Origin of the sequence: Mycobacterium parmense (genome assembly GCF_010730575.1) — a bacterium.
Taxonomy (GTDB): domain Bacteria; phylum Actinomycetota; class Actinomycetes; order Mycobacteriales; family Mycobacteriaceae; genus Mycobacterium; species Mycobacterium parmense.
In genome coordinates, this window is record NZ_AP022614.1 from 1,594,990 (window position 1) to 1,614,747 (window position 19,758).

The 19,758-nt window shown below is 68.5% G+C and carries 19 protein-coding genes and 2 pseudogenes; 14 read left to right on the forward strand and 7 right to left on the reverse strand.

Features of this window, described 5'->3' with window-relative positions; genetic code table 11:
• The first annotated feature begins 82 nt into the window (after positions 1-82).
• Positions 83-754 (forward strand): TetR/AcrR family transcriptional regulator, encoded by a 672-nt coding sequence (locus tag G6N48_RS07295; protein ID WP_085271031.1) that lies wholly within the window; start codon positions 83-85, stop codon positions 752-754.
• A 143-nt stretch (positions 755-897) separates the two neighbouring features.
• Positions 898-1,332, forward strand: a complete 435-nt coding sequence (locus G6N48_RS07300; RefSeq protein WP_179969931.1) for a hypothetical protein — start codon at positions 898-900, stop codon at positions 1,330-1,332.
• Positions 1,333-1,366: 34 nt separating this feature from the next.
• On the opposite strand, the gene G6N48_RS07305 is transcribed toward G6N48_RS07300, so the two are convergent.
• The 3 genes from G6N48_RS07305 to G6N48_RS07315 form a co-directional block, all read right to left on the reverse strand.
• Entirely contained in the window at positions 1,367-1,744 is a 378-nt protein-coding gene (locus G6N48_RS07305; RefSeq protein WP_085271033.1) for a DUF5073 family protein, read from the reverse strand.
• Positions 1,744-2,532 carry a heavy metal-binding domain-containing protein gene (locus G6N48_RS07310; RefSeq protein WP_085271034.1) on the reverse strand — a complete coding sequence of 263 codons (789 nt, stop codon included), beginning with the start codon at positions 2,530-2,532 and terminating at the stop codon, positions 1,744-1,746. Before G6N48_RS07310 ends, G6N48_RS07305 begins: the two co-directional genes overlap by 1 nt.
• 73 nt (positions 2,533-2,605) lie before the next feature.
• A complete protein-coding gene (locus G6N48_RS07315; RefSeq protein ID WP_085271035.1) occupies positions 2,606-3,493 on the reverse strand; it encodes an SDR family NAD(P)-dependent oxidoreductase in 888 nt (295 codons plus the stop codon).
• Between the two features lie 765 nt (positions 3,494-4,258).
• On the opposite strand from G6N48_RS07315, the gene G6N48_RS07320 reads away from it, so the two are divergent.
• From G6N48_RS07320 to G6N48_RS07335, 4 genes are all read left to right on the forward strand, one after another.
• A complete protein-coding gene (locus tag G6N48_RS07320; RefSeq protein ID WP_372511152.1) occupies positions 4,259-5,074 on the forward strand; it encodes a SigB/SigF/SigG family RNA polymerase sigma factor in 816 nt (271 codons plus the stop codon).
• A 98-nt stretch (positions 5,075-5,172) separates the two neighbouring features.
• A complete protein-coding gene (locus G6N48_RS07325) occupies positions 5,173-5,796 on the forward strand; it encodes a hypothetical protein (RefSeq protein WP_085271037.1) in 624 nt (207 codons plus the stop codon).
• A gap of 117 nt (positions 5,797-5,913) precedes the next feature.
• The gene (locus tag G6N48_RS07330) at positions 5,914-6,399 is read left to right on the forward strand and encodes a DUF2231 domain-containing protein (RefSeq protein WP_085271038.1); all 486 of its coding nucleotides are present in this window, start codon (positions 5,914-5,916) and stop codon (positions 6,397-6,399) included.
• Positions 6,400-6,453: 54 nt separating this feature from the next.
• Positions 6,454-7,314, forward strand: a complete 861-nt coding sequence (locus tag G6N48_RS07335; RefSeq protein ID WP_085271039.1) for a DUF4344 domain-containing metallopeptidase — start codon at positions 6,454-6,456, stop codon at positions 7,312-7,314.
• Between the two features lie 21 nt (positions 7,315-7,335).
• Here the strand turns inward: G6N48_RS07335 and G6N48_RS07340 are convergent, their stop codons facing one another.
• Complete coding sequence (locus G6N48_RS07340) at positions 7,336-7,812, reverse strand: nitroreductase family deazaflavin-dependent oxidoreductase (RefSeq protein WP_085271040.1); 477 nt, start codon at positions 7,810-7,812, stop codon at positions 7,336-7,338.
• Positions 7,813-7,924: 112 nt separating this feature from the next.
• Here G6N48_RS07340 and G6N48_RS07345 point away from each other — a divergent pair, with 112 nt between their 5' ends.
• The 8 genes and pseudogenes from G6N48_RS07345 to G6N48_RS07380 form a co-directional block, all read left to right on the forward strand.
• The gene (locus tag G6N48_RS07345) at positions 7,925-8,599 is read left to right on the forward strand and encodes a TetR family transcriptional regulator (protein WP_085271041.1); all 675 of its coding nucleotides are present in this window, start codon (positions 7,925-7,927) and stop codon (positions 8,597-8,599) included.
• Positions 8,600-8,642: 43 nt separating this feature from the next.
• On the forward strand, positions 8,643-9,866 hold the full coding sequence (locus G6N48_RS07350; RefSeq protein WP_085271042.1) for a cytochrome P450: 1,224 nt from the start codon (positions 8,643-8,645) through the stop codon (positions 9,864-9,866).
• A gap of 13 nt (positions 9,867-9,879) precedes the next feature.
• Positions 9,880-10,821 carry an SDR family oxidoreductase gene (locus tag G6N48_RS07355; protein ID WP_085271043.1) on the forward strand — a complete coding sequence of 314 codons (942 nt, stop codon included), beginning with the start codon at positions 9,880-9,882 and terminating at the stop codon, positions 10,819-10,821.
• 28 nt (positions 10,822-10,849) lie between these two features.
• A complete protein-coding gene (locus G6N48_RS07360) occupies positions 10,850-11,008 on the forward strand; it encodes a hypothetical protein (protein WP_161494241.1) in 159 nt (52 codons plus the stop codon).
• A gap of 6 nt (positions 11,009-11,014) precedes the next feature.
• A pseudogene (locus tag G6N48_RS07365) lies at positions 11,015-11,470 on the forward strand (amidohydrolase family protein); the annotation flags it as partial.
• Position 11,471: 1 nt separating this feature from the next.
• Complete coding sequence (locus tag G6N48_RS07370) at positions 11,472-12,719, forward strand: M24 family metallopeptidase (RefSeq protein ID WP_085271044.1); 1,248 nt, start codon at positions 11,472-11,474, stop codon at positions 12,717-12,719.
• Complete coding sequence (locus G6N48_RS07375; RefSeq protein WP_085271045.1) at positions 12,709-13,833, forward strand: M24 family metallopeptidase; 1,125 nt, start codon at positions 12,709-12,711, stop codon at positions 13,831-13,833. Before G6N48_RS07370 ends, G6N48_RS07375 begins: the two co-directional genes overlap by 11 nt.
• A gap of 129 nt (positions 13,834-13,962) precedes the next feature.
• A pseudogene (locus G6N48_RS07380) lies at positions 13,963-15,333 on the forward strand (HNH endonuclease signature motif containing protein); the annotation flags it as partial.
• Between the two features lie 11 nt (positions 15,334-15,344).
• Here the strand turns inward: G6N48_RS07380 and G6N48_RS07385 are convergent.
• The 3 genes from G6N48_RS07385 to G6N48_RS07395 are packed head-to-tail and all read right to left on the reverse strand — an operon-like array spanning position 15,345 to position 19,746.
• Positions 15,345-16,658 carry a hypothetical protein gene (locus G6N48_RS07385; RefSeq protein WP_085271491.1) on the reverse strand — a complete coding sequence of 438 codons (1,314 nt, stop codon included), beginning with the start codon at positions 16,656-16,658 and terminating at the stop codon, positions 15,345-15,347.
• Positions 16,652-17,416, reverse strand: a complete 765-nt coding sequence (locus G6N48_RS07390; RefSeq protein WP_085271492.1) for an SDR family NAD(P)-dependent oxidoreductase — start codon at positions 17,414-17,416, stop codon at positions 16,652-16,654. Before G6N48_RS07390 ends, G6N48_RS07385 begins: the two co-directional genes overlap by 7 nt.
• Positions 17,413-19,746, reverse strand: coding sequence for a CaiB/BaiF CoA transferase family protein (locus tag G6N48_RS07395; RefSeq protein ID WP_085271493.1), 2,334 nt, complete (start codon positions 19,744-19,746; stop codon positions 17,413-17,415). Before G6N48_RS07395 ends, G6N48_RS07390 begins: the two co-directional genes overlap by 4 nt.
• Positions 19,747-19,758: the final 12 nt, after the last annotated feature.

Sequence of the window (19,758 nt, forward strand, 5' to 3'; positions counted from 1 at the left end):
GTGAGCAGCGACGTCGGCGGCGCGTGAGACGTTATGATCCTGCTGTGCGGATCAGCGACTACGTGTTTGCCGCGCGCTAGGCATGCGCAGTCACGGTTGGGCGGGTAACACGCCCTCCTCCGACGAGGAGGCGATCGAACGCATCCTCAACGCCGCCGAGAAGATCATCGACGAGCGCGGGTCAGCGATGCGGATCGCCGACGTGGCGCGCGCTCTCGGCGTGACGCGGCAGACGGTCTACCGATACTTCCCCGGGACCGAGGCCCTGCTGGTCGCGACGGCGATGCGCTCGGCCGACGGCTTTCTCGATCATCTGGCCACCCGGATCCGGGGCGTGACCGACCCGGTCGTCGCGCTCACCGAGGGGATGGCGTTCGCCATCGAGGAACTGGCCTCCGACAACCAGGTCGACTTCGTGCTCAACCAGCGCCACCGCGGCGGTCAGAAAGTCTCGATAGTCTCCGACACCGCGCTGGCGTTCGGTCGGTCCATGCTGCATCGCTACGACATCGATTGGACGGCTTACGGTTTCGACCAGGCAGACCTCGACGAGCTAAACGAATTCTGCCTGCGGTTGCTGCACTCGTTCCTCGCCGACCCGGGCCGACCGCCCCGCACCGGCGCCGATCTGCGCCGCTATCTCACCCGCTGGATCGGGCCGGCGATCGCCTACCCGCGGCTGGCGCGCGCCATGGATGCGCTACAGGGCGCCGAGCTGCCGCGATCGCGCCGTCGTGCTCCGCAAGCCTCCTGACCGGCGGGCGGCCGGCGGTTGACCCGCTTCCCGGGTTCGCTTGATCCGCAACGAACCGGTGTTGACCGTGGACCGACGAAGGAGCTGAAGTGGTGGGTCTGGCGCAAATCGCGCTCAACAGTGCACCCGTTTTCGGCGGCGCAATGCTGGGCATCGCTGCCGGCCAGTTCAAAGGCCCCGACTATCGGGGTCTGATCAAGCAGGACATGGATCTGCTCGACAGGCTTCCCCCGGACGCCACAGCCAGGCGCACGGAACTGCAACGCACCATCGACGCCAGGATCGACGACATCATCGACTCGGCAGACCGCAGCCGCGCGTTGCGCAAGGCAGCACTGTCCTACCGCGGCAACTGGCGCGACGTGGTGCTGTTGCTCTGCGTCCTGCTGTTCACGATCATCTGGTGGGATGTCAACCACAGCAGGAGTAATTGGCTGGTGATGTTCGTCCTGTTGATCTGCCTGACGATCGTGACCGCCGCCTACGCCTTTCGCGGCGTGTTGCGGGCCGCCGGTTCGCTGGGGCACACACGCCGGGGCGACGGCGGTGTCGCGGCGCGGGATCCGCACCAGCGGTGACGACCGGCCGCATAAACGCTGGTCCGCTGGTCGTTCAGAAGCCGGCTTCTGTTTCCAAAACGTCAAGAGCCGCATCGATATTGGGAACAATCGTGGCGCCGTAGCTGGTCACCAGCTGCCCGAGCGCCCTGGTGATGTGCGGACCCACCATGGCGGCGGCAACCACCTCCTCGGCGAGAACGATGCCGTTCACCACGTGGGCGGCACTCAGGCGCCCGTCGGCGGTGACCTCGTAGCGCCAGTCGCCGATCTGGATCCGCTCCGGCTGCGCCCGGAAGACGCCGCGGCGCGCCGGCACGAGGGTTACACCGGGGACCCCGCAGAAGACCTTGACCACCAATGCGACTCCCCCGGGCCCGGCCAGCGCGCCGCCGACCACACGGACGACCCGGTCGTGATCGAATCCGGTCATCAATCGCTCATCGGCAGAACGAACGACGGCGTCAGCGTCTGGGCGTCGCCGGTGCGCCGCACGGCCGTGCCCGCCGCGTAGAACTCGACCGTGTGGGGCCCCCACGCGTAATTCGAGATGGCGAAATGCACACCCACGACGCCGTTTCCACCGTCGCGCTCCGCCTCACTTTGCATACGCGACATCGCCAGCTCCCGGGCCTGGTAACTGCCCTGGGTCCATTGCGGCATCTCCGCGTTGCGCCCGACCTGGCTCAGCGTCCGGAGAAATCCCTGCACGGCGATGTGGAACACGCAGTTGCCCATGACGAATGCGACCGGTGTGTAGCCGGAGCGCAGTAGGGTGGTCATCTCCTGACCGGACAGATGGCTGGTGAACGCCTGCCCGTTGGGCCGCCGGTAGGCCCCCGGTTTCTCGGTGTAGCGAACCGCCGTGCCCACGGCGATGAACTCGAGATGCTCGCCGCCCTCGCCCTGGTGCCGCCACTCGAGGCGGACGCCGACCACCCCGTCGGCGCCCAGCGAGTCGGCCTCGGCCTGCATCCGTGACATCGCGTTCCAGCGCGCGCGATAGGTCGCGTCGGTCAGCACGGGCAACTCCGACTGCTGTTTGATGCCGGTGAACTGATAGCCCACGTGATAGACCGAAACGCCCATCACCAGCTCGATCGGTTCGAATCCGGCAGCGTGAAGCAGGGCGAACTCGTTGATGGACAGATCCGAGGTGAAGACTTTGCCGGCGTGTGACAGCCGTTCGCTGGCAACTGGGTCGAGCGGGTTCGGTTGCATCGTCTGACGCCCTCCTGCGGTTCGCCAGATAGCGTAGGCCGAAGCGTCCGCCGTGGACAGAGACGCTCGCTGCTCAGCCGGTAGCCGTGTCTGCGATCATCGTGTGCAGGTCCTGCACCGACCACGGTCCGGCGTCATGGTGGTCGCGGTAGCCCAGCACGCGGGGCGTCGGCCGAACGAATTCGCCGACGAATCCGCCTGCCGCGACGAAGATCTGGCCGGTGACGTCGCGGGACAGGTCGCTGACCAGGTAGGCGTAGATCGGCGCCACGAATTCGGGCGGGGGGCTGTCCAGCGATGCGCGCATGGTCATCTCGTCGAGCATGCCGCGCTCGCGCAGGCGGCGAATGTGCTTCTCGTATTCGGGGCCCGTGGACAGCCGCGTCCTCGCGCCGGGACACACCACGTTGGCCCGCACCCCGCGGCCCTTCAGTTCGGCGGCGATGGCGACGGTCAGCCCGTTGACCGCGCCTTTGCCCGCGGGGTAGCCGGTTCCCCCGTAGGAGCCCAGAAATGCCACCGAGCCGGTGTTGACGATGGCCCCGTGTCCCTGATCGGCCATGACGCGGGCCGCCGCCCGGCACGTGTGGAACGTCGTGCCCAGGTGGGCGCCGATGAGATGGTCGAATTCTTGTGGCGAGATCGTCAGGATCGAGGAGCCTTGCGGCTCCGCGGCGCCCGCGCAGTTGATGAGTGCATCCAGCCGTCCGAAGGCGCTGACGCATTCGTCGACGAGCGCGGCGGCCACAGATTCGTCGTCGGCGGGTCCGACCACCGCGGTGGCGCTACCCCCCGACGCCGTGACCGCGGCGACGGTCTCTTCGACCGCATCGGTGTCACGCCCGTTGACGACCACGCCGGCCCCCAGATCGCAGAGCAGTTCGACGACGGCGCGTCCGATCCCCCGGCTCCCGCCGGAAACCACCGCGGCGCGTCCCGCCAGAATGTTCTTCTCGCTCATCGCGCTCGTCCTTGTAACCCGTTGCGCCAGAGAGTAATTCGCGGCATCTTCGAGACTGGCTCGAGCAGGCCGGGTGCGAACATCAGCCGAACACCATGCAACAGGCTGGGCAACGTGAGCCGTACAAAACGTCTCCGGCCGACGGCATGCGCGAGCATGAGCAACCCTAACCAACCCCGCAACCGCCGATCCGGCGCCCGGCCTGTCGGCGCTGAACAGCGCCGTCTGCCCGCGCGGCCGCCGAGGACGCGAACATGTCAGCAACCACCAGGTCCCCACGACCGGCTGGTCGGCTCGCGCCCACGATCCCGAAGCCGCCCAGGGTTTGCCTGATTAAGATTTGCCAGCGGCGAAGGGCTATCGACAGTTAGCTGACGGACGCGCACCCTGTGGCCGAACGGTGTGCTCACGACCTTGGTTGGAACTTCGGGCCACGCATCGCGCCGTCAAGCCATGAGGCGTATAGTCACCACTGAAGTCCGTTGTGGACAAGTCGCCGTTTAGCTCAAAGCGGCCAGTCAGCCGTACGGCTGCTGGGGCCAGGTCTCAGGCGATGAATTCCCGAGTCCCTTCCCGTGATCAGTGTCCGTGCATCTTGGATGACCGTCACATCGGATACGCGTGCAATGAGGCAATTTGCGCACGGTCGCAACACCTCGCCGCACACGATCAGAGGAAGTGCTTTACAATGCAAACCTGTTCTCGCGCAGGCGTTTCCACTTTGTGTCAGGTACACCCGAGACGCTGTGGCCGATGACCGACGTGATCACTGCCCCGGTTACTGCACCTACCACCGTCCGGCAACCGGTCGCCGGCAGAAGATCGGACGACTCTTACGACGACGTGGTCGAAATGTTCGTGGCGCTGCGTCACATGCCGGCCGAGTCCCATGAGTACGGCCGCCAACGCGAACTGATCGTGCAACGGTGCCTGCCCCTGGCTGACCACGTCGCCAGCCACTTCGCCCGGCGCGGCGAAGGCATCGACGACCTGACCCAGGTCGCGCGCCTGGGGTTGATGAACGCCATCAACCGCTTCGACCCCGACAAGGGACCCAGCTTCATCGGTTTCGCTGTGCCCACAATGATGGGCGAGGTCCGGCGCTACTTTCGCGACTACAGCTGGGGGATGCGCGTGCCGCGCCGGTTGCGCGAGCTGCACGTCCAGATCAGCAGGATCACCGGGGAGCTGGCACAGAAACTGGGGCGTGCGCCCACCGCCGGTGAGCTCTCGCAGGCGCTGGAGGTTCCGCACGAGGAGATCGTCGAATGTCTGGTAGCCGGCGACGCCTACCGGCTCGATTCCCTCGACGCGCCGCTGGGCGCCGACGGTTCGGGCACCCCTCGACTGGTCGCCGACGCGGTCGGCAGCATCGACCCCGAGCTCGAGCACATCACCAACCGCGAGGCGCTGCGCGTGGTGGTTGCCGGGCTGCCGCGGCGCGAGCAGGACGTTCTGCGGATGCGGTTCTTCGAATCGATGACACAGAGCCAGATCGCCGAGCGGATCGGGGTGTCGCAGATGCAGGTCTCGCGGATCCTTGCCAACACGCTGCGCGCCCTGCGCGACCAGCTGGAATAACCCCCCCGCGGCCCTCGGCGCCTTGCCCCCGCCGCGCAGGTCTGTACTGTGCGATGCGGGGCGTGCGGCTTCGCCGGCGCGGAAGGGAGCACGGTGCGATGAGGGTTGAGCAGTTGGTGGTTGCGGGCGCGGCGACGGCCCTGGCGGTCGCCCTGGCCGGCTGTGGCGGCAAAACGGCGACTCCGTCTTCGTCCTCGGCGTCCGTGTCGTCGTCCGCCTCCTCCACCACTGCGGCCGGCGCCGCCCCGAATTCGCCGGCCGCGGGTCAACCCGGCGACTACGCCAATCTGCTGATTCAGGCGTCGGACATCGAGGCTCCGGAGACATTCACGGCCAGCCCGCCGACCAGCAACCCGAACGGGCAGCCGGGTGTGGCGACGACCTTCAGCACGCAGGACGGTGGCCACGTCATCAAGGACACCATCGCGGTGTACGCCGACCCGGGCGCCGCGGCCAGCGCACTCCAGGCGGCGAAGGGAGCCCAGGGCGGCGCCGTCAAAGATCCCACCACGCAGCCCCTGAACGTCGGCACGGGCGGGACGACATTGCTGGGAAACTCACCCGACAACAGCAAGGGCGTGACGATCCTGCTGTTCACCGAGGGCAAAGCTCTGGTGACCCTCGAGTTCGACGGCCCGCGCGACTCCCTGGCACCGCCGGATTTCGTCACCGATGTAGGCCAGAAGCAGGACGCGGCCGTGAAGAAGGGGCTCGGGGGCTGAGCGAGGCTCGCCGGGTCCCGTGATGAGCGGACAGCCCGGGCAATCGATCGTGTCGACGAACGATCGCGGGCCGCGGCGGCGTTATGGTTGCGAACGTCCCACCGGCTGAGGAGTTCCATGGACGTCATCAACGGGCTGCCGGCTCATGCCCTGCTGCTGCACGCCGTCGTGGTGCTGGTGCCGCTGACCGCGCTGCTGGAGATCCTCTGCGGTCTGTGGCCCGCCGCCCGGCGGGGTCAACTGCTTTGGCTCACGCTCGTACTGGCTGCCGTCACAATGGTTTTGACTCCCATCACCATCAATGCCGGGCAATGGCTCTATGACCTGAGGGCCAAACCGAGCCCCATCCTCAACGAACATGCAGCGCGCGGCAGCCTGATGGTCTACTTCGCCGCGGCGCTGCTAGTGGTCGCGGTGGCGCTCGCCGGGCTGCGCCTGGTCGAACGACGGTCGGACAAGCCCCGCCGGGCCACCCAGATGATCGTCGCAATAGTTGTTCTGGCCGTGGGCATCTCGTCCACGATCCAGACTTACCGTGTCGGCGACGCCGGCGCCCAGTCGGTCTGGGGCAACGAGATAGCGCGCCTGCAGAAGTCTCACTGAGACATCCGGTGAATCCTGGGATGCGCCAGGCGATGTGACGTACCGTTTGACTCCGTGGGAACACTCAGGGCGGGATTGGCGGCGACGCTCGTGGTGGTGGCCGCTGCGGGATGCGGCCGGACCGCCGGCCCGCAGGCCGACACCAAACGCAGCGCGGAGCCGACGGCCGAAACCTCGTCGGCGCCCCCGCCGCCGGCCTCCGGACGGGTGAAGATCCGCTACGAGGATGCGCTGACGCCGGAGGCGCAGCGCGGTCGCCAGATCATGCAGGACGCCAAGGTGCTCGAGGACCTCGAGCAGCACATCGAAGACACGCTGGTGTTGCCGTCGGACCTGGGAGTGGTCGGCAAGCAGTGCAACACCAACAACGACTTCTACGACCCGCCCACCAACGAGATACAGCTGTGCTACGAGGCGAGGGAGCACGCCGAGCAGCTGTCGGCGGCCAGCGGCAATCCCGATCCGGCGACTCCCGCAGTCGACGAGGCGATCTCGGCGGCCTACCACGAGCTCGGCCATGCCACGCTCGCGATCTATGACCTCGCCTTCACAGGACGTGAGGAGGACGTGGCCGACCAGCTGTCGGCCTTCATGCTGCTCACCCCGGGCGCCGACGGGCAGCCCTATCCCAACGGCGTCCGCATCGCGACCGACACCGCCCAGGAGTGGAAGCTCAGCGCCAAGGAGTCCGGCGACGCGAACGACCTGCCCTTCTGGGACGGCCACTCCATGGACCTGACGCGGATGTACAACTGGGAATGCTGGATCTACGGTTCCAACCCGACGGCGAACACCGCCATCGTGACGTCCGGCGACCTGCCGCAGGACCGAGCCGAACTGTGCGAGGACGAGTTCGACAAGATGCAGAAGGGGTGGCAGCAGCTGCTGGGGTCACATCTGCGCAGGCCCAGCTGACCGCGGCCGCCGCGGCCGGGGTCACGACGTGGGTGTCAGCAGGAAGACGCGGAACCGACGGCCACCGGCGCGGTCCTGCGCGATCTGGTAGTTCGGCCACTGCGCGACAACCGTGGCCCATGCCCGGGCGCGCTCGTCCCCGGTGAGCAGACGCGCTTTCGCCTCCAAGCGCTGGCCGCGTCGGCGCACGATAACCCGTTCTGCGGCCTTGACATTCGCCGACCACGACGGGTGGTCTGGCCTGCCCCAGTTGGAGCCGACCACCAGCAGCCCGTCGGCGGCCGCGACGTAGTGGACCGTCGCTGTCCTGGCGAGCCCGGTCTTGCGGCCCTTCGTGGTGATCTGCGCGCTGGGCAGTCCGGCAAGGTCCAGCACCCCTCGTCGCCCGCCGGTGGCGAATCGCAGCACGGACTCCAGACCTTCGGCCAGCGGCCACGCATCGAGAATGAGCCGGCGGTAGGCAGTCGGGTTGCGCGCCACCCGCCGCAGCGGATTCATACCGCGACTGTATTCCGCGGCGCATGTTCTCGGGCGTCACGCCGATGAAATCGGGCTGACGGGAGGATGGTTGCGAACGTTAAATAAATTGCTTGATTTAACGTGGTGGGCGGTGTTCACTGAGGCGGTGACAGCCGAGCGAGCCAGTCGTTCCGAGAGGTCGGTGGGCACCCGCGAGGCGATCCTGGCGGCTGCCGAGCTGTTGTTCGCCGAGCGCGGCATGTATGCCGTGTCCAACCGGCAGATCAGCGAGGCCGCCGGACAGGGAAACAACGCCGCGGCCTGTTATCACTTCGGCAGCCGGACCGACCTGCTGCGGGCGATCGAAAGCAAACACCGCGCGCCCATCGAGGAACTACGGGCGCAGATGCTGGCGGCCATCGGTGATTCGACCGAATTGCGCGACTGGGTGGGAGCGCTGGTGCGGCCGCTGACGGATCATCTTGCCGCCCTGGGCACGCCGAGTTGGTACGCGCGATTCGCCGCGCAGGCCATGGCCGACCCGACCTATCGCCACGTGGTCACCAAAGACGCGCTGGCCTCGCCACTGCTGGTGCAGACGATCGACGGCATCAATCGCTGCCTCCCGGACCTGCCCCGGCGGGTGCGATCGGAGCGAATGGTGATGGTGCGCAATCTGCTCATGCACACCTGCGCCGAGCACGAGAGCGCACTGGCCGACCACGGCCCACGGTCGCGGTCGGCATGGCCGGTGGCGGGCGAGGGGCTGATCGACGCGATCGTCGGGCTGTGGCGCGCGCCCGTCCATGTCAGCGCCGCCGGTTGAACATGATCGGGCACGACCGAACAGGCGATAACCGAGGAGGGCAATGACCGACACGTCGACCACCACCGACATCCCGGCTTTCCCAATGGAGCGGGCGCCGGGCTGCCCGTTCGCGCCGCCTCCCGAGGCGCTGAACCTCAACGCCGACAGGCAGCTGAGCCGGGTCCGGATCTGGGACGGCAGCACCCCCTGGCTGATCCACGGCTACGACGCGATCCGCGCGTTGTTCACCGACTCGCGCACCAGCGTCGACGACCGGCTGCCCGGATATCCGCACTGGAACGAGGGAATGCTGGCGACGGTGCACTCCCGGCCCCGGTCGGTCTTCACCTCCGACGCCGAAGAGCACACCCGATTCCGGCGGATGTTGTCGAAGCCGTTCACATTCAAACGGGTCGAGGCGCTGCGCCCCGCGGTACAGAAAATCACCGACGACCACATCGACGCCCTGCTGGCCGGCCCCAACCCGGGCGACATCGTCAGCACGCTGGCGCTGCCCGTGCCGTCGCTGGTCATCAGCCAGCTGCTCGGCGTGCCGTATGAGGACGCGGAGTTCTTCCAGGCGCAGGCCCAGCGGGGCATGGGCCGCTACGCCACCGCCGAGGACACCGCGCAAGGCGCCGCCTCGCTGGCGAAATACATCGCCAAGCTGGTGCGGACCAAAATGAATGACCTCTCAGAGGATCTGGTGTCCGACCTCGCCGAGCGCGTCAACGCCGAGGAGCTCAGCGTGCGCGAGGCGGCCCAACTGGCCACCGGGGTGCTGATCGCCGGTCACGAGACCACCGCCAACATGCTGAGCCTGAGCGTCGCGGCCCTGCTCGACCGTCCCGACCAGCTGGCGCTGCTGCGCGACGCCGAAGACCCCAAGGCCGTCGCCGTCGCCGTCGAGGAGCTGATGCGCTACCTCAGCATCATCCAGACCGGTCAGCGCCGCATCGCCGTCGAAGACATCGAGATCGGCGGCGAGACGATCCGCGCGGGCGAGGGCATCATCCTCGACGTGGCCCCGGCGAACTGGGACGCGCGCCAGTTCCCCCACCCCGAGCGGCTCGACCTGACCCGCGAAGACGGCGCTCACGTCGGGTTCGGCTACGGGCGCCATCAATGCGTAGGTCAGCAGCTGGCCCGCATGGAACTTCAGATCGTGCTGCCCACCCTGCTGCGCCGCATTCCGACGCTGCGGCTGGCGGTTCCGCTCGAGCGACTCCCCTTCAAGCACGACGCGCTGGCCTACGGCGTTTACGAGCTTCCCGTGACGTGGTGACACCTTGCCTGACGTGAAGCCGGATCTGACGCTGGTCGTGCCGGACCTTTCCGGCAAGTTCGCGATCGTGACCGGGGCCAACAGCGGCCTGGGACTGGGTCTGGCGAAACGTCTTGCCGCCGCGGGCGCCGACGTCGTGATGGCGATCCGCAACAGGGCCAAGGGCGAGGCCGCGATCGCCGGGATCCACCGCGAGTTCCCCGCCGCGAAGCTGAGCCTGCGGATCCTCGATCTGTCGTCGCTGAAAAGCGTTGCGGCGTTTGCCGACGAGCTGGCCGCCGAGGGCCGGCCGATCGACATCCTGATCAACAACGCCGGCGTCATGACACCGCCGCAACGCCAGGAGACCCGCGACGGCTTCGAATTGCAATTCGGCACCAACCATTTGGGACACTTCGCCTTGACCGGCCACCTGCTGCCGCTGTTGCGCGCGGCCGGCGCCCCGCGCGTCGTGACCATCAGCAGCCTCGCGTCGACGCAACGCAAGCTGGACTTCACCGACCCGAACGCGCAGCGCGGCTACCGGCCCATGCAGGCCTACGGTATCGCCAAACTCTCCCAGCTGATGTTCGCGTTCGAGCTGGACCGGCGCAGCCGACTCGGCGGTTGGGGCCTGATGTCCAACGCGGCCCACCCCGGGCTGAGCAAGACCAACCTGCTCAGCGGCGGGTCCTACGGTCGCGACAGGCCGACGCTGCAGGCGCGGCTCACCCAGCTGACCTGGCGGCTGCTGCCCTTCATGTGGCTCGACGTCGACGAAGGCATCAAGCCGACGCTGTACGCGGCGGTGTCGCCGGACGCCCGGGGCGCCACGTATTACGGCCCGCGCGGCTTCTACGAAACCGTCAGGGGCGGAGTGACATTCGCCGGACTTCCGAGCATGGCGCGCAGCGAGGCCGACAGAAGTCAGCTGTGGGCGCTCTCCGAGCAGCTCACCGGCCTCACCTACGGGTGATTGACGAACAGAAACTCGGAGGGCAACGATGCCTTTTGTCGCTCGCACGGACGTCAGGGACCCCGGCGCGGCCGACGGGTCGGGCCGGGCCATCCCCCCGCTGTCCAAGGAGTTGATCGAGAAGTATCTCGCCGACCTCGTCGATCGCTGGGACACTTCGGCTGGCTCTCGCCGATGTGGTGCGTGACCGGCACCCGGCGAGGTCAACAGCGTGGCGGTCGCGATGATGGTCAACATCGACTCGTTCCGGGAGATGTTCTCCAAGTACATCTTCGGCGGCATCCTCGACCGCCACCCGAGCCTGCGGGTCGGCTGGTTCGAGGGCGGGATCGCCTGGGTGCCGACCGCTTCGCAGGAAGCCGAACACGTGCTGGCCTCCTACCGGCACATGCTCACCGACCACCCGGAGCACGACGTCCGGCACTACTGGGACACTCACATGTGTGCCTCGTTCATGGTCGACGGGCTGGGCCTGGCACAGATCGATCAGATCGGAGTAGACAAGGTGATGTGGTCATCCGACTATCCACACAACGAAATCACTTTCGGCTACTGGGAGAGATCGCTGGCCGCGGTCGTGGACGCCGTCGGCCCCGAGGATGCCGTCCGGATCGTCGGCGGCAACGTCAAATCGTTTTTGGGGATGTAGCATGACGAACTCAGTTGCGGCCCGCGGGTCGGTCATCGAGATTCCCGACGAACCCGATTGGGCGCGCATGCGGTCCGAGACCGGCGCGCGGCTGCGGGCCGCGATGGCCGACCACGGCGTCGACGCGCTGATCCTGCTGATGAACGGCTACGTGTCGTACGCGACGGGCGTCAGCTGGCCGTTGCTCGACGCCGGGCTCTCGCACGCGGAGAGGCCGGTCGCGGTGGTGCTGGCCGACGACGAGCACCCGCACCTGTTCATGCCGCCCCGGTGCGCCCCGGCCTTGGGCTCAGCCGCGCAGGCGCCGGTACCCGACGACCACCTGCACGGACCCGTCTACCTCGAATTCGACTCGGGTGTAGAACTTTTCGCGCGTGAGCTGGCAGGGTTGATCCCACCGGGGGCGAGGGTCGCCGTCGACGAGCTGACCGGCCCGATGCGCCGGTCGTCGGCGACGCTCTTCGGAGGGCGGCCACCGACGGACGCGGCGATAGTCCTGGGCGCGGCGCAGCTGATCAAGACACGCGACGAGCTGTCCTGCCTGCGCCGGGCGTGCCGCATCACCGAGCAGGCCATGGCCGAGGTGCAGACGGCGCTTGCGCCGGGGGTTCGGCAGATCGACCTGTCGGCGGCGCTGGTCCGGCGCGCGTTCGAGCTGGGCGCGACCGCCAACATGCTCGAGGCCATCTGGCAGGTGATGCCCGCCTCGCGCGAGGCCGGCGTCTGGACCGTCCACGGCGATCTCGCCCTGCCGCTCCTTCCCACCGAGCGCGAACTGGCCGCCGGCGACGTGCTGTGGACCGACATCAGCTTCAATTACGCCGGCTACTGCTCGGACTTCGGTCGAACCTGGGTCGTCGGCCAGGATCCCTCGTCGCGTCAGCGGGCCCAGTTCGAGCAGTGGCGAACCATTCTGGACGCCGTGCTCGCGGTGACCAGGGCGGGTGCGACGTCGGGAGATCTCGCGCGGGCGGCCATCGCCGCCAACGGGGGCCGGCGTCCGTGGTTGCCGCATTTCTATCTGGGCCACGGGATCGGCACGTACCCCGCCGAACCTCCCATGATCGGAACCGATCTCGGCGAAGAATTCGACGACAATTTCGTGTTCGAACCCGGCATGGTTCTCGTCCTGGAACCGGTCGTCTGGGAGGACGGCACGGGCGGCTATCGCAGTGAGGAGATCGTGGTCATCAACGAAGACGGCTTCACGCCCATCACCGACTACCCCTACTCCCCCTATGGCGACTGAGGTTGCGCCCGACGCCCTGCGATTGCGGACGGGGCGGCGCGAACGGGCACTGGCGCAGATGGACGAGCACGACCTCGACATCCTGGTGCTCGGGCGGCAGGCGAACATCCGCTACGTGACCGGTGCTCCCCAGCTGTGGATCGCCGGGACGCGCCCGTTCGGGCCGATGTGCGTCCTGGTGCGTTCCTCCGGGGAGATCTACCTGAACAGCACCGACGACGAGGGGGTGCCCGAGGAGATCGATCACGACCACCTCTACGGGCTGGCCTGGAATCCCATGACTCTCATCGACGTGCTGAAGAAGGTCCACGGCGCGGAGGCGGCCCGCCGGGTCGGGACCGACGCCATCACCCCCACTTTCGCCGCGTTGCTCCCCGAGGCGTTCCCCAACGCCGAGATCGTCGATGGCGAGTCGGCGATGTGCGCAGCGCGCCGCATCAAGACACCCGACGAGATCGCCGCCATGGGATCGGCGCTTCGCATCGCCGAGCACGGGATCGCTGCCGCCGTCGCCGCATTGCGGCCGGGCTGCTCCGAACGGACGCTGGCCGGGACCCTGTTGGAAGCGATGGCGGCGGGTGGGGTGAGCACGCCCGCCACCCAGGACGCCGCGTGGGTGACGCCGCGGGTGCACCCGTGGCGGCGTGCCGCCTTGGGTGAAGTGCGGCCCGGCGACCTGGTCGCCTTCAATGCCGGTGCGCTCGCCGACGGCTATGTCGCCGAGGTCGGCCGCACCTGGCCGGCTGGGCAACCCACCGACGGGTCAGCCGAACTCTTCGCGCGCTCGAATGCATTGCATGACAGGCTTATTGCGGCCTGCCGTGCCGGCGCACAGACCCGCGAGCTGCTCGCAGCGTACGAGGCGGTCGATGAGCCCCTCCCGCCGATGCCGGTCGCGCACGGGCTGGGTCTGGGCTTCGATCCGCCGGTGGTGTCCGAGACCTTGTCGGCCGCCGGCCACGACGACCGCCTCGACACCGGAATGGTGCTGGCCGTCACCGGATACGTGTGGCAAGAGGGAGTCGGCGCGGTGTTGCGCCGAGACACCGTGCACATCACCGATGACGGCGCGGACGTGCTGACCACCAGCCCGTCGTGGTCGGATGCTGACTGAGATCGCCCGTCTCGTAGTGCAATCGAGCGTCGCCGCCTGATTCCGCGGTGCAGCAACATCTTTCGTCACTTCGGCGCCGATGGTCTCAACGCGGCGGTTTTTGTCGGTGGGGGTGGCTAGTTTCGGGTCATGGATCCCGATGTGGTGGGCGATGAGGCGATCACGGCGGCCTTCGACGCGCTCGATGCCGCGCTCGACGGGGTGGTGGGGTTGGGGTTCGACGCGCTGACCACCCCCGAGTGCCTGGCGTTGTTGGCGCGCTGCGAGAAGGTCCGCCGACGGCTGCCGGTGCCCGAGCATCGGCTCATCAACACCCTGGCCCGCCAGGCCACCCCCGAGGAGTTGGGCGGCAAACTGTCCCACGCGATTGCCGAGCGGACGCTGATCAACCGGGCGGAGGCTGGGCGCCGGATCCGCGACGCCGCCGTCCTGGGACCCCGACGCGGCCTGACCGGCGAGCCGCTGCCGCCCGTGCTGGCCCACACCGCCGCCGCGCAGCGCGAGGGCCGCCTCGGTGCCGAGCACGTCGCGGTCATCCGCCGCTTCTGCCAGGAGTTGCCGGCCTGGGTCGACCAACCCACCCGTGATCGCGCCGAGGCCGACTTGGCGCGCAAGGGCGCACAGTTTCGTCCCGAACAACTGGCCGGCCTGGCCGGCCTGGCCGACTGCCTCAACCCCGACGGCAACTACAGCGACGTCGACCGGGCGCGGCGCCGCGGGCTGATCCTGGGCAAGCAGCAACCCGACGGCATGTCGGCGCTGCGTGGCTGGCTGACTCCCGAGGCCCGCGCCACGCTGGAGGCGGTGTGGGCCAAGCTCGCCGCCCCCGGAATGTGCAACCCGCTCGACGAGCAGCCCTGCGTGGACGGCGCGGCCTCACAACAGGCCATCGACCGAGACGGCCGCTCGGCCGGCCAACGTCAGCACGACGCACTGCTGGCCGCCCTGCGCGCCCTGCTCGCCTCCGGCGAACTTGGCAAGCACAACGGATTACCGGCCTGCATCATCGTCACCACCACCCTGGCCGAACTCGAAGCCGCCGCCGGGCGCGGCCTCACCGGCGGCGGCTCTTGGCTGCCAATGTCCGACGTGATCCGCCTGGCCCGCCATGCCCATCACTACCTGGCGATCTTCGACCGGGGCAAAGCCCTGGCGCTGTACCACACCAAACGCCTGGCCACCCCCGCCCAGCGAATCGTGCTCTACGGCAAGGATCGCGGCTGCACCGCGCCCGGCTGCACCGTCGGCGGCTACTACTGCGAAGTCCACCACGTCACCGACTGGGCCAAAAGCCACACCACCGACATCAACGACCTCACCTTCGCCTGCGGACCCCACCACCGCCTACTACAACCCCGCGGCTGGACCACCCGCAAGAACACCGACGGCGACACCCAATGGATTCCGCCGCCCCACCTCGACCGAAATCAACCCCGCACCAACACCTTCCACCACCCCGAAAAACTCCTCCACGAAGAAAACGACGAGGACGGCGACCAAGAACAAGCGAGTTATGCGCGGGCGGTCGGCTCGGCGAGGGCGGCGTCGAGCAGGGCGCCCACGGGATGCCGCTCCCACAGGGTCAGGAGGTTCGACAGCATCTGCAACGGGGCCCGCACGCTTTCGTCGTCCCTGATCCGCGGGTCGGTGCGGCTCTCGGGCGTGGCGTCGCCGAACCGCTTGCGGAACAGGGCCGGCACGTCGAGCAGCCACGCGACCCCCATGGACGCCGCGTAGAGCAGCGTGTGCCGAAGCAGACGGTCCGGGCTCAACGCGGGGCCACCGTAGCGGTGGACTTCCGCGACGAACAGCTCCAGCAGGTCACCCACGTGGCTGTCCCACATGTCGGTTTCCGCGGCGGACATCGCTCCCCAGATGGCCATGCCGAGGTTCATCTGGCTCACGCATCCCCAGTCCAGCAGGCCGCAGTGCAGGACGCCCTCACCGTCCTCGTCGCCGTCGCGCCAGAACCAGGCATTGTCGACGTTGGCGTTCCAATGGCACAGCGCCACATAGTCCGAATCGCCGGCCAGTCGCCGCGCCACGGCGTCTTCGTGCAGCGACACTCGCGGCGCCTCGGCACGCAGGCGCGCCAGAAAGTCCGGTGAGGCGGCCTGCGCGGGCAACAGGCCCGGGGCGTCGCGGGCCAGTTCGGCCAGCCGGGTCAGTCGCCGATCCAGCCTTTCCACCGACAGCGGCACCCGTTCGCCGACGGTCGCGGCCCGCACGTCCAGCGGGAAGTGCGCGGTGAGGTCGGCCGGCAGGCGTCCGGACCGGTGAGCGCCGGCGAGGCGGGCCAGCGCGGTCAGCAGCGCGCGGTAGTGCTCGAGCGGCTCGGGCATCTCGTAGTCCAGGCACTTGTGGTACTGGCGCTCGACCCCGTTGCGGCCGAACATGATTCGCTCGGTGATGAGGATGCCGCTGCCGGTCCGGCGCTCGTAGTCGCCGAACTGCGCCCTGGGCACCGTGATGGGGAATCCGGCCGTCCGGGACAACGCGGCGAACCGCACCTCGGGTTCCATCTGCGCCCTGCCGCGATCGCGGACGGGGTCGTCGAGGTCGCGGGAGAACTTGACGAACAGGTCGGCGGGCAGATCGGTTGCGGCTTCGGCGTATTCGACCGAGAGCATCACCTTGCGTCCCGTGCTGCCCTCGGGCACCTCGCGGAAGCCGGCGATCCCCGTGACGGCGTTGCCGTCCGTGAGGACGCCGGTGGCGCGGAACGCGTCGGTCAAAAACTTCGGCCCGCCGCGGCGCAGCGTCTGCGGATCGGCCGGGAAGGCAAGACCGTACCGGTCGCCGATGGCCCAGTGCTCGGCTACCACGTCTGTTCGGCCGCGCGCACCAGCATGTGGTTGACCGCCACCCGGCGGTCGCGGGTCACCATGTAAAGCACGGCGTCGGCGATGTCTTCCGGCCGCAGCTTGACCATGCCGGCGGTCTGGCGTTCGAACGACTCCCGCGAGGGCTCCGCCAGGTGGCCGAAGATCTCGGTGTCGACCGTCCCGGGCCCCACCACGCCGACGCGGACGCGTTTGCCGATCAACTCCTGACGGATCCCCTCGCTGAACGCGTTCACGCCGAACTTGGTCAGCGAGTACACCGCGGTGTTGGGTCGCGCCACCCAGCCGGCCGTGGAGCTGATGGTCACCAGATCGGCCACGCCGCGCGGAGAGTCGCCGGCCGCGTCGATCAGATGCGGAAGCGCCGCACGCGTGGCGTAAAGCACCCCCCGGATGTTGACGGCCACCATGTCGTCCCAGTCCCGCAACGGCGCCTCGGCGGCCGGCGCGGACTGCATCAGCCCCGCGTTGTTCACCAGCGTGTCGAGCCGACCCAATTCGTCGACGGTGCGCCGCACGCCGGTTGCCACCTGCTCGGCGTCGGTGACGTCGGCGGCGACGACCAGCGCCGTGCCGCCGGCGGATTCGATCTCGGCTTTCAGATCGCTCAGCCGGTCGGCCCGGCGCGCCAGCAGCGCCACCGCGGCGCCGTGGGCGGCAAGCGCTCTGGCCGTCGCCGCGCCGATGCCGCTGCTGGCCCCCGTCACCAGGGCGACGGTTCTTGTCAGTGGTTGCGTCATCTGTCACCTGTCAGGATCTTGTTCAGAACGTAATCGTCGTCCTCACCCAGATCGGGAGCGCCCCTTTCGATCCGAGCCGCGGACCGCGTCATCCGCCATGACGGGCCGACTATCGGGCGCTGGCCTTCGCGGTGGTCGGAGACAAAGCGATACAACTCCCGGTCCCAAAGCCGTTGATCTGCGATGACTTCGGGCGCCGTGGCGCTCTTGCACGCCGCGACACCCACCGCGCGCAGGCACCGTGCCAGCTGTTCGGCGTCCCGCCCACGCGTGAGCCCCGCCAGCTCGGCATCCAGGGCGTCGGCGTTCGCGTGCCGCTGCTGGGCCGTGGCGTAGCGGCGGGCCAGTCCGGCGGCGTCGAGCCCGTCGCACAGCCGCCGCCATTCGCCGTCGTCGGCGACCGCGATGGCGATCCAGGCGCCGTCCGCGCACGGGTAACACCCGTGCGGGCACATGTCGGGATGCCGGTTGCCCTGCGGCGCCAGGCGTTGCCCGGTCAGGCTCTGCTCGAGCAGGCAGTCGCCGATCATCGTGGACAGGGTTTCGACCGCCGAGACGTCGACGAATTGGCCCGCCCCGGACAGTTCGCGGTGCAGCAAGGCGACCACGGCGGCGTACGCGGCGGCCGCGCCGACCGTGGAATCCCCGTAGCGCATGCTGCTGCCCAGCGGCGGCCCACCCGGATAGCCGACCAGCGAGGCCAGCCCGGCCAGCGCGGCAAAGCATGGCGCATAACCGGTTTGGTGACCCGAGGGCCCATCGTTGCCCCACATCTTGATGGACACCGATACGATGTCCGGCTTCAGTCGAGCGAGGTCCCGGTAACCCAGGCCCTGGCGCTCCATCGCGCCGGGCCGCAGGTTGTTGACGACGATGTCGCTGCGGGCGATCAGTTCCCGCAGCCGGGCCATGCCCTCGTCGGACTTGATGTCCAGGTCGACGCTGAGGATCTCGGGGTTGATGCTGAGGAAGAACGGCGCGTGGTTGATGTCGGTTCCGCCGTAGGAGCGCATCTCCTCGGGACTGGCGGCGGTCTCGACCTTGATGACTTCGGCGCCCAGCATCGCCAGCAGCTTGCCCGCATAGGGACCGGCCCACACCTTCGTGAGCTCGACCACGCGCACCCCTTCCAGCGGTCCCCCGCGCGAGTCCCGGGGCGCCTTGAGTTGCGGCGACCGCACCGTGGGGCGCGACCGTGGGGTGTCGAGGCCGGCCAGGACCGCGTCGGTGTGCTCGCCGAGCCCTGGCGCGGCACGGACGATCCGGGCGGGCGAGCCACTCAGCGCGTACGGCACGGTCGGATACGCCGCATCACCGAGTACGGGATGGTGAACCCGCTGGAAGAATCCGCGGTGCAGGTACTGCGGCAGGCCGTGCAGGTCGGCGGGCTCGTTCACCGGCACCAGGGGAACGCCAAGCCGTTGGGCCTGATCGGAGGCGCTGTCTTTCGACAGTCCCCGGACCCACGTCGCGAACCCTTGTCGAAACGCCGCGACCTTCTCCGGTGTCACGGAGAATTCGAGCCAGTCGTCGTCGAACGCTTCGAGCCACTTCGGGTGGTCCAGCAGTTCTTTCACACCCAGCCAGTGGGAGCGGCTGGTCACGTAGAGGTAGACATGGCCGTCCGCGCACGGGAAGAACGACGCCGGACCCGCCTGATCGTAATCGTCGCGCAGGCCCTCGGCCGTGACTTCGCCGGTGACGAACCGGCCGAGGATGCAGTCGGCGCGGGAGACGAGCACCGCCTGCGCAGACACGTCGATGACCTCGCCGTGCCCGGAGTGCAGGCGCCCGAACAGCGACGCGGCAACACACAGGGCCGCTTCCAGGCCCGCCTCGTAGTCGGTCAGGAAGCGGCCCGGACCTCGTAGCGGCGGCTTGGCGGGGTCGGGATGACTCGGGGTGTGGTAGCCCCACCCGCTGGCATGAAACACGTTGATGCTCTTGGCGTTCCGGTATTCATCGGGTGCGTCGTCGCCGAAGGGGCTGATCGAGCAGAAGACCACGCTCGGGTGCCGTTCGGCCCGCGCGGTCGCCCGGTCACCCACCACCGCGTCGGCGCTCGCGATCAGTTTGTCCAGCGCCTCGACGCCGGCCGGGGAGGTGGTGTCCACGACGACGGACCGCTTGTTGGTGTTGAGGTACGCGAACAGCGCGCTGCCGTCGGCGCCATCGGCGAGAATCGGCGCCAAGGCGCGAGTCCTGCTGCCGGCCCCCGGCGCCTCGACCTTGATGATCTCGGCACCGAAGTCGGCCAACAGCTTTCCGCAGTACTCCCCCGCGACGCAGTCGGCGAGCTCGATGATCCTGAGCCCGGCCAGAGCCGACATGCTATGCCCGCG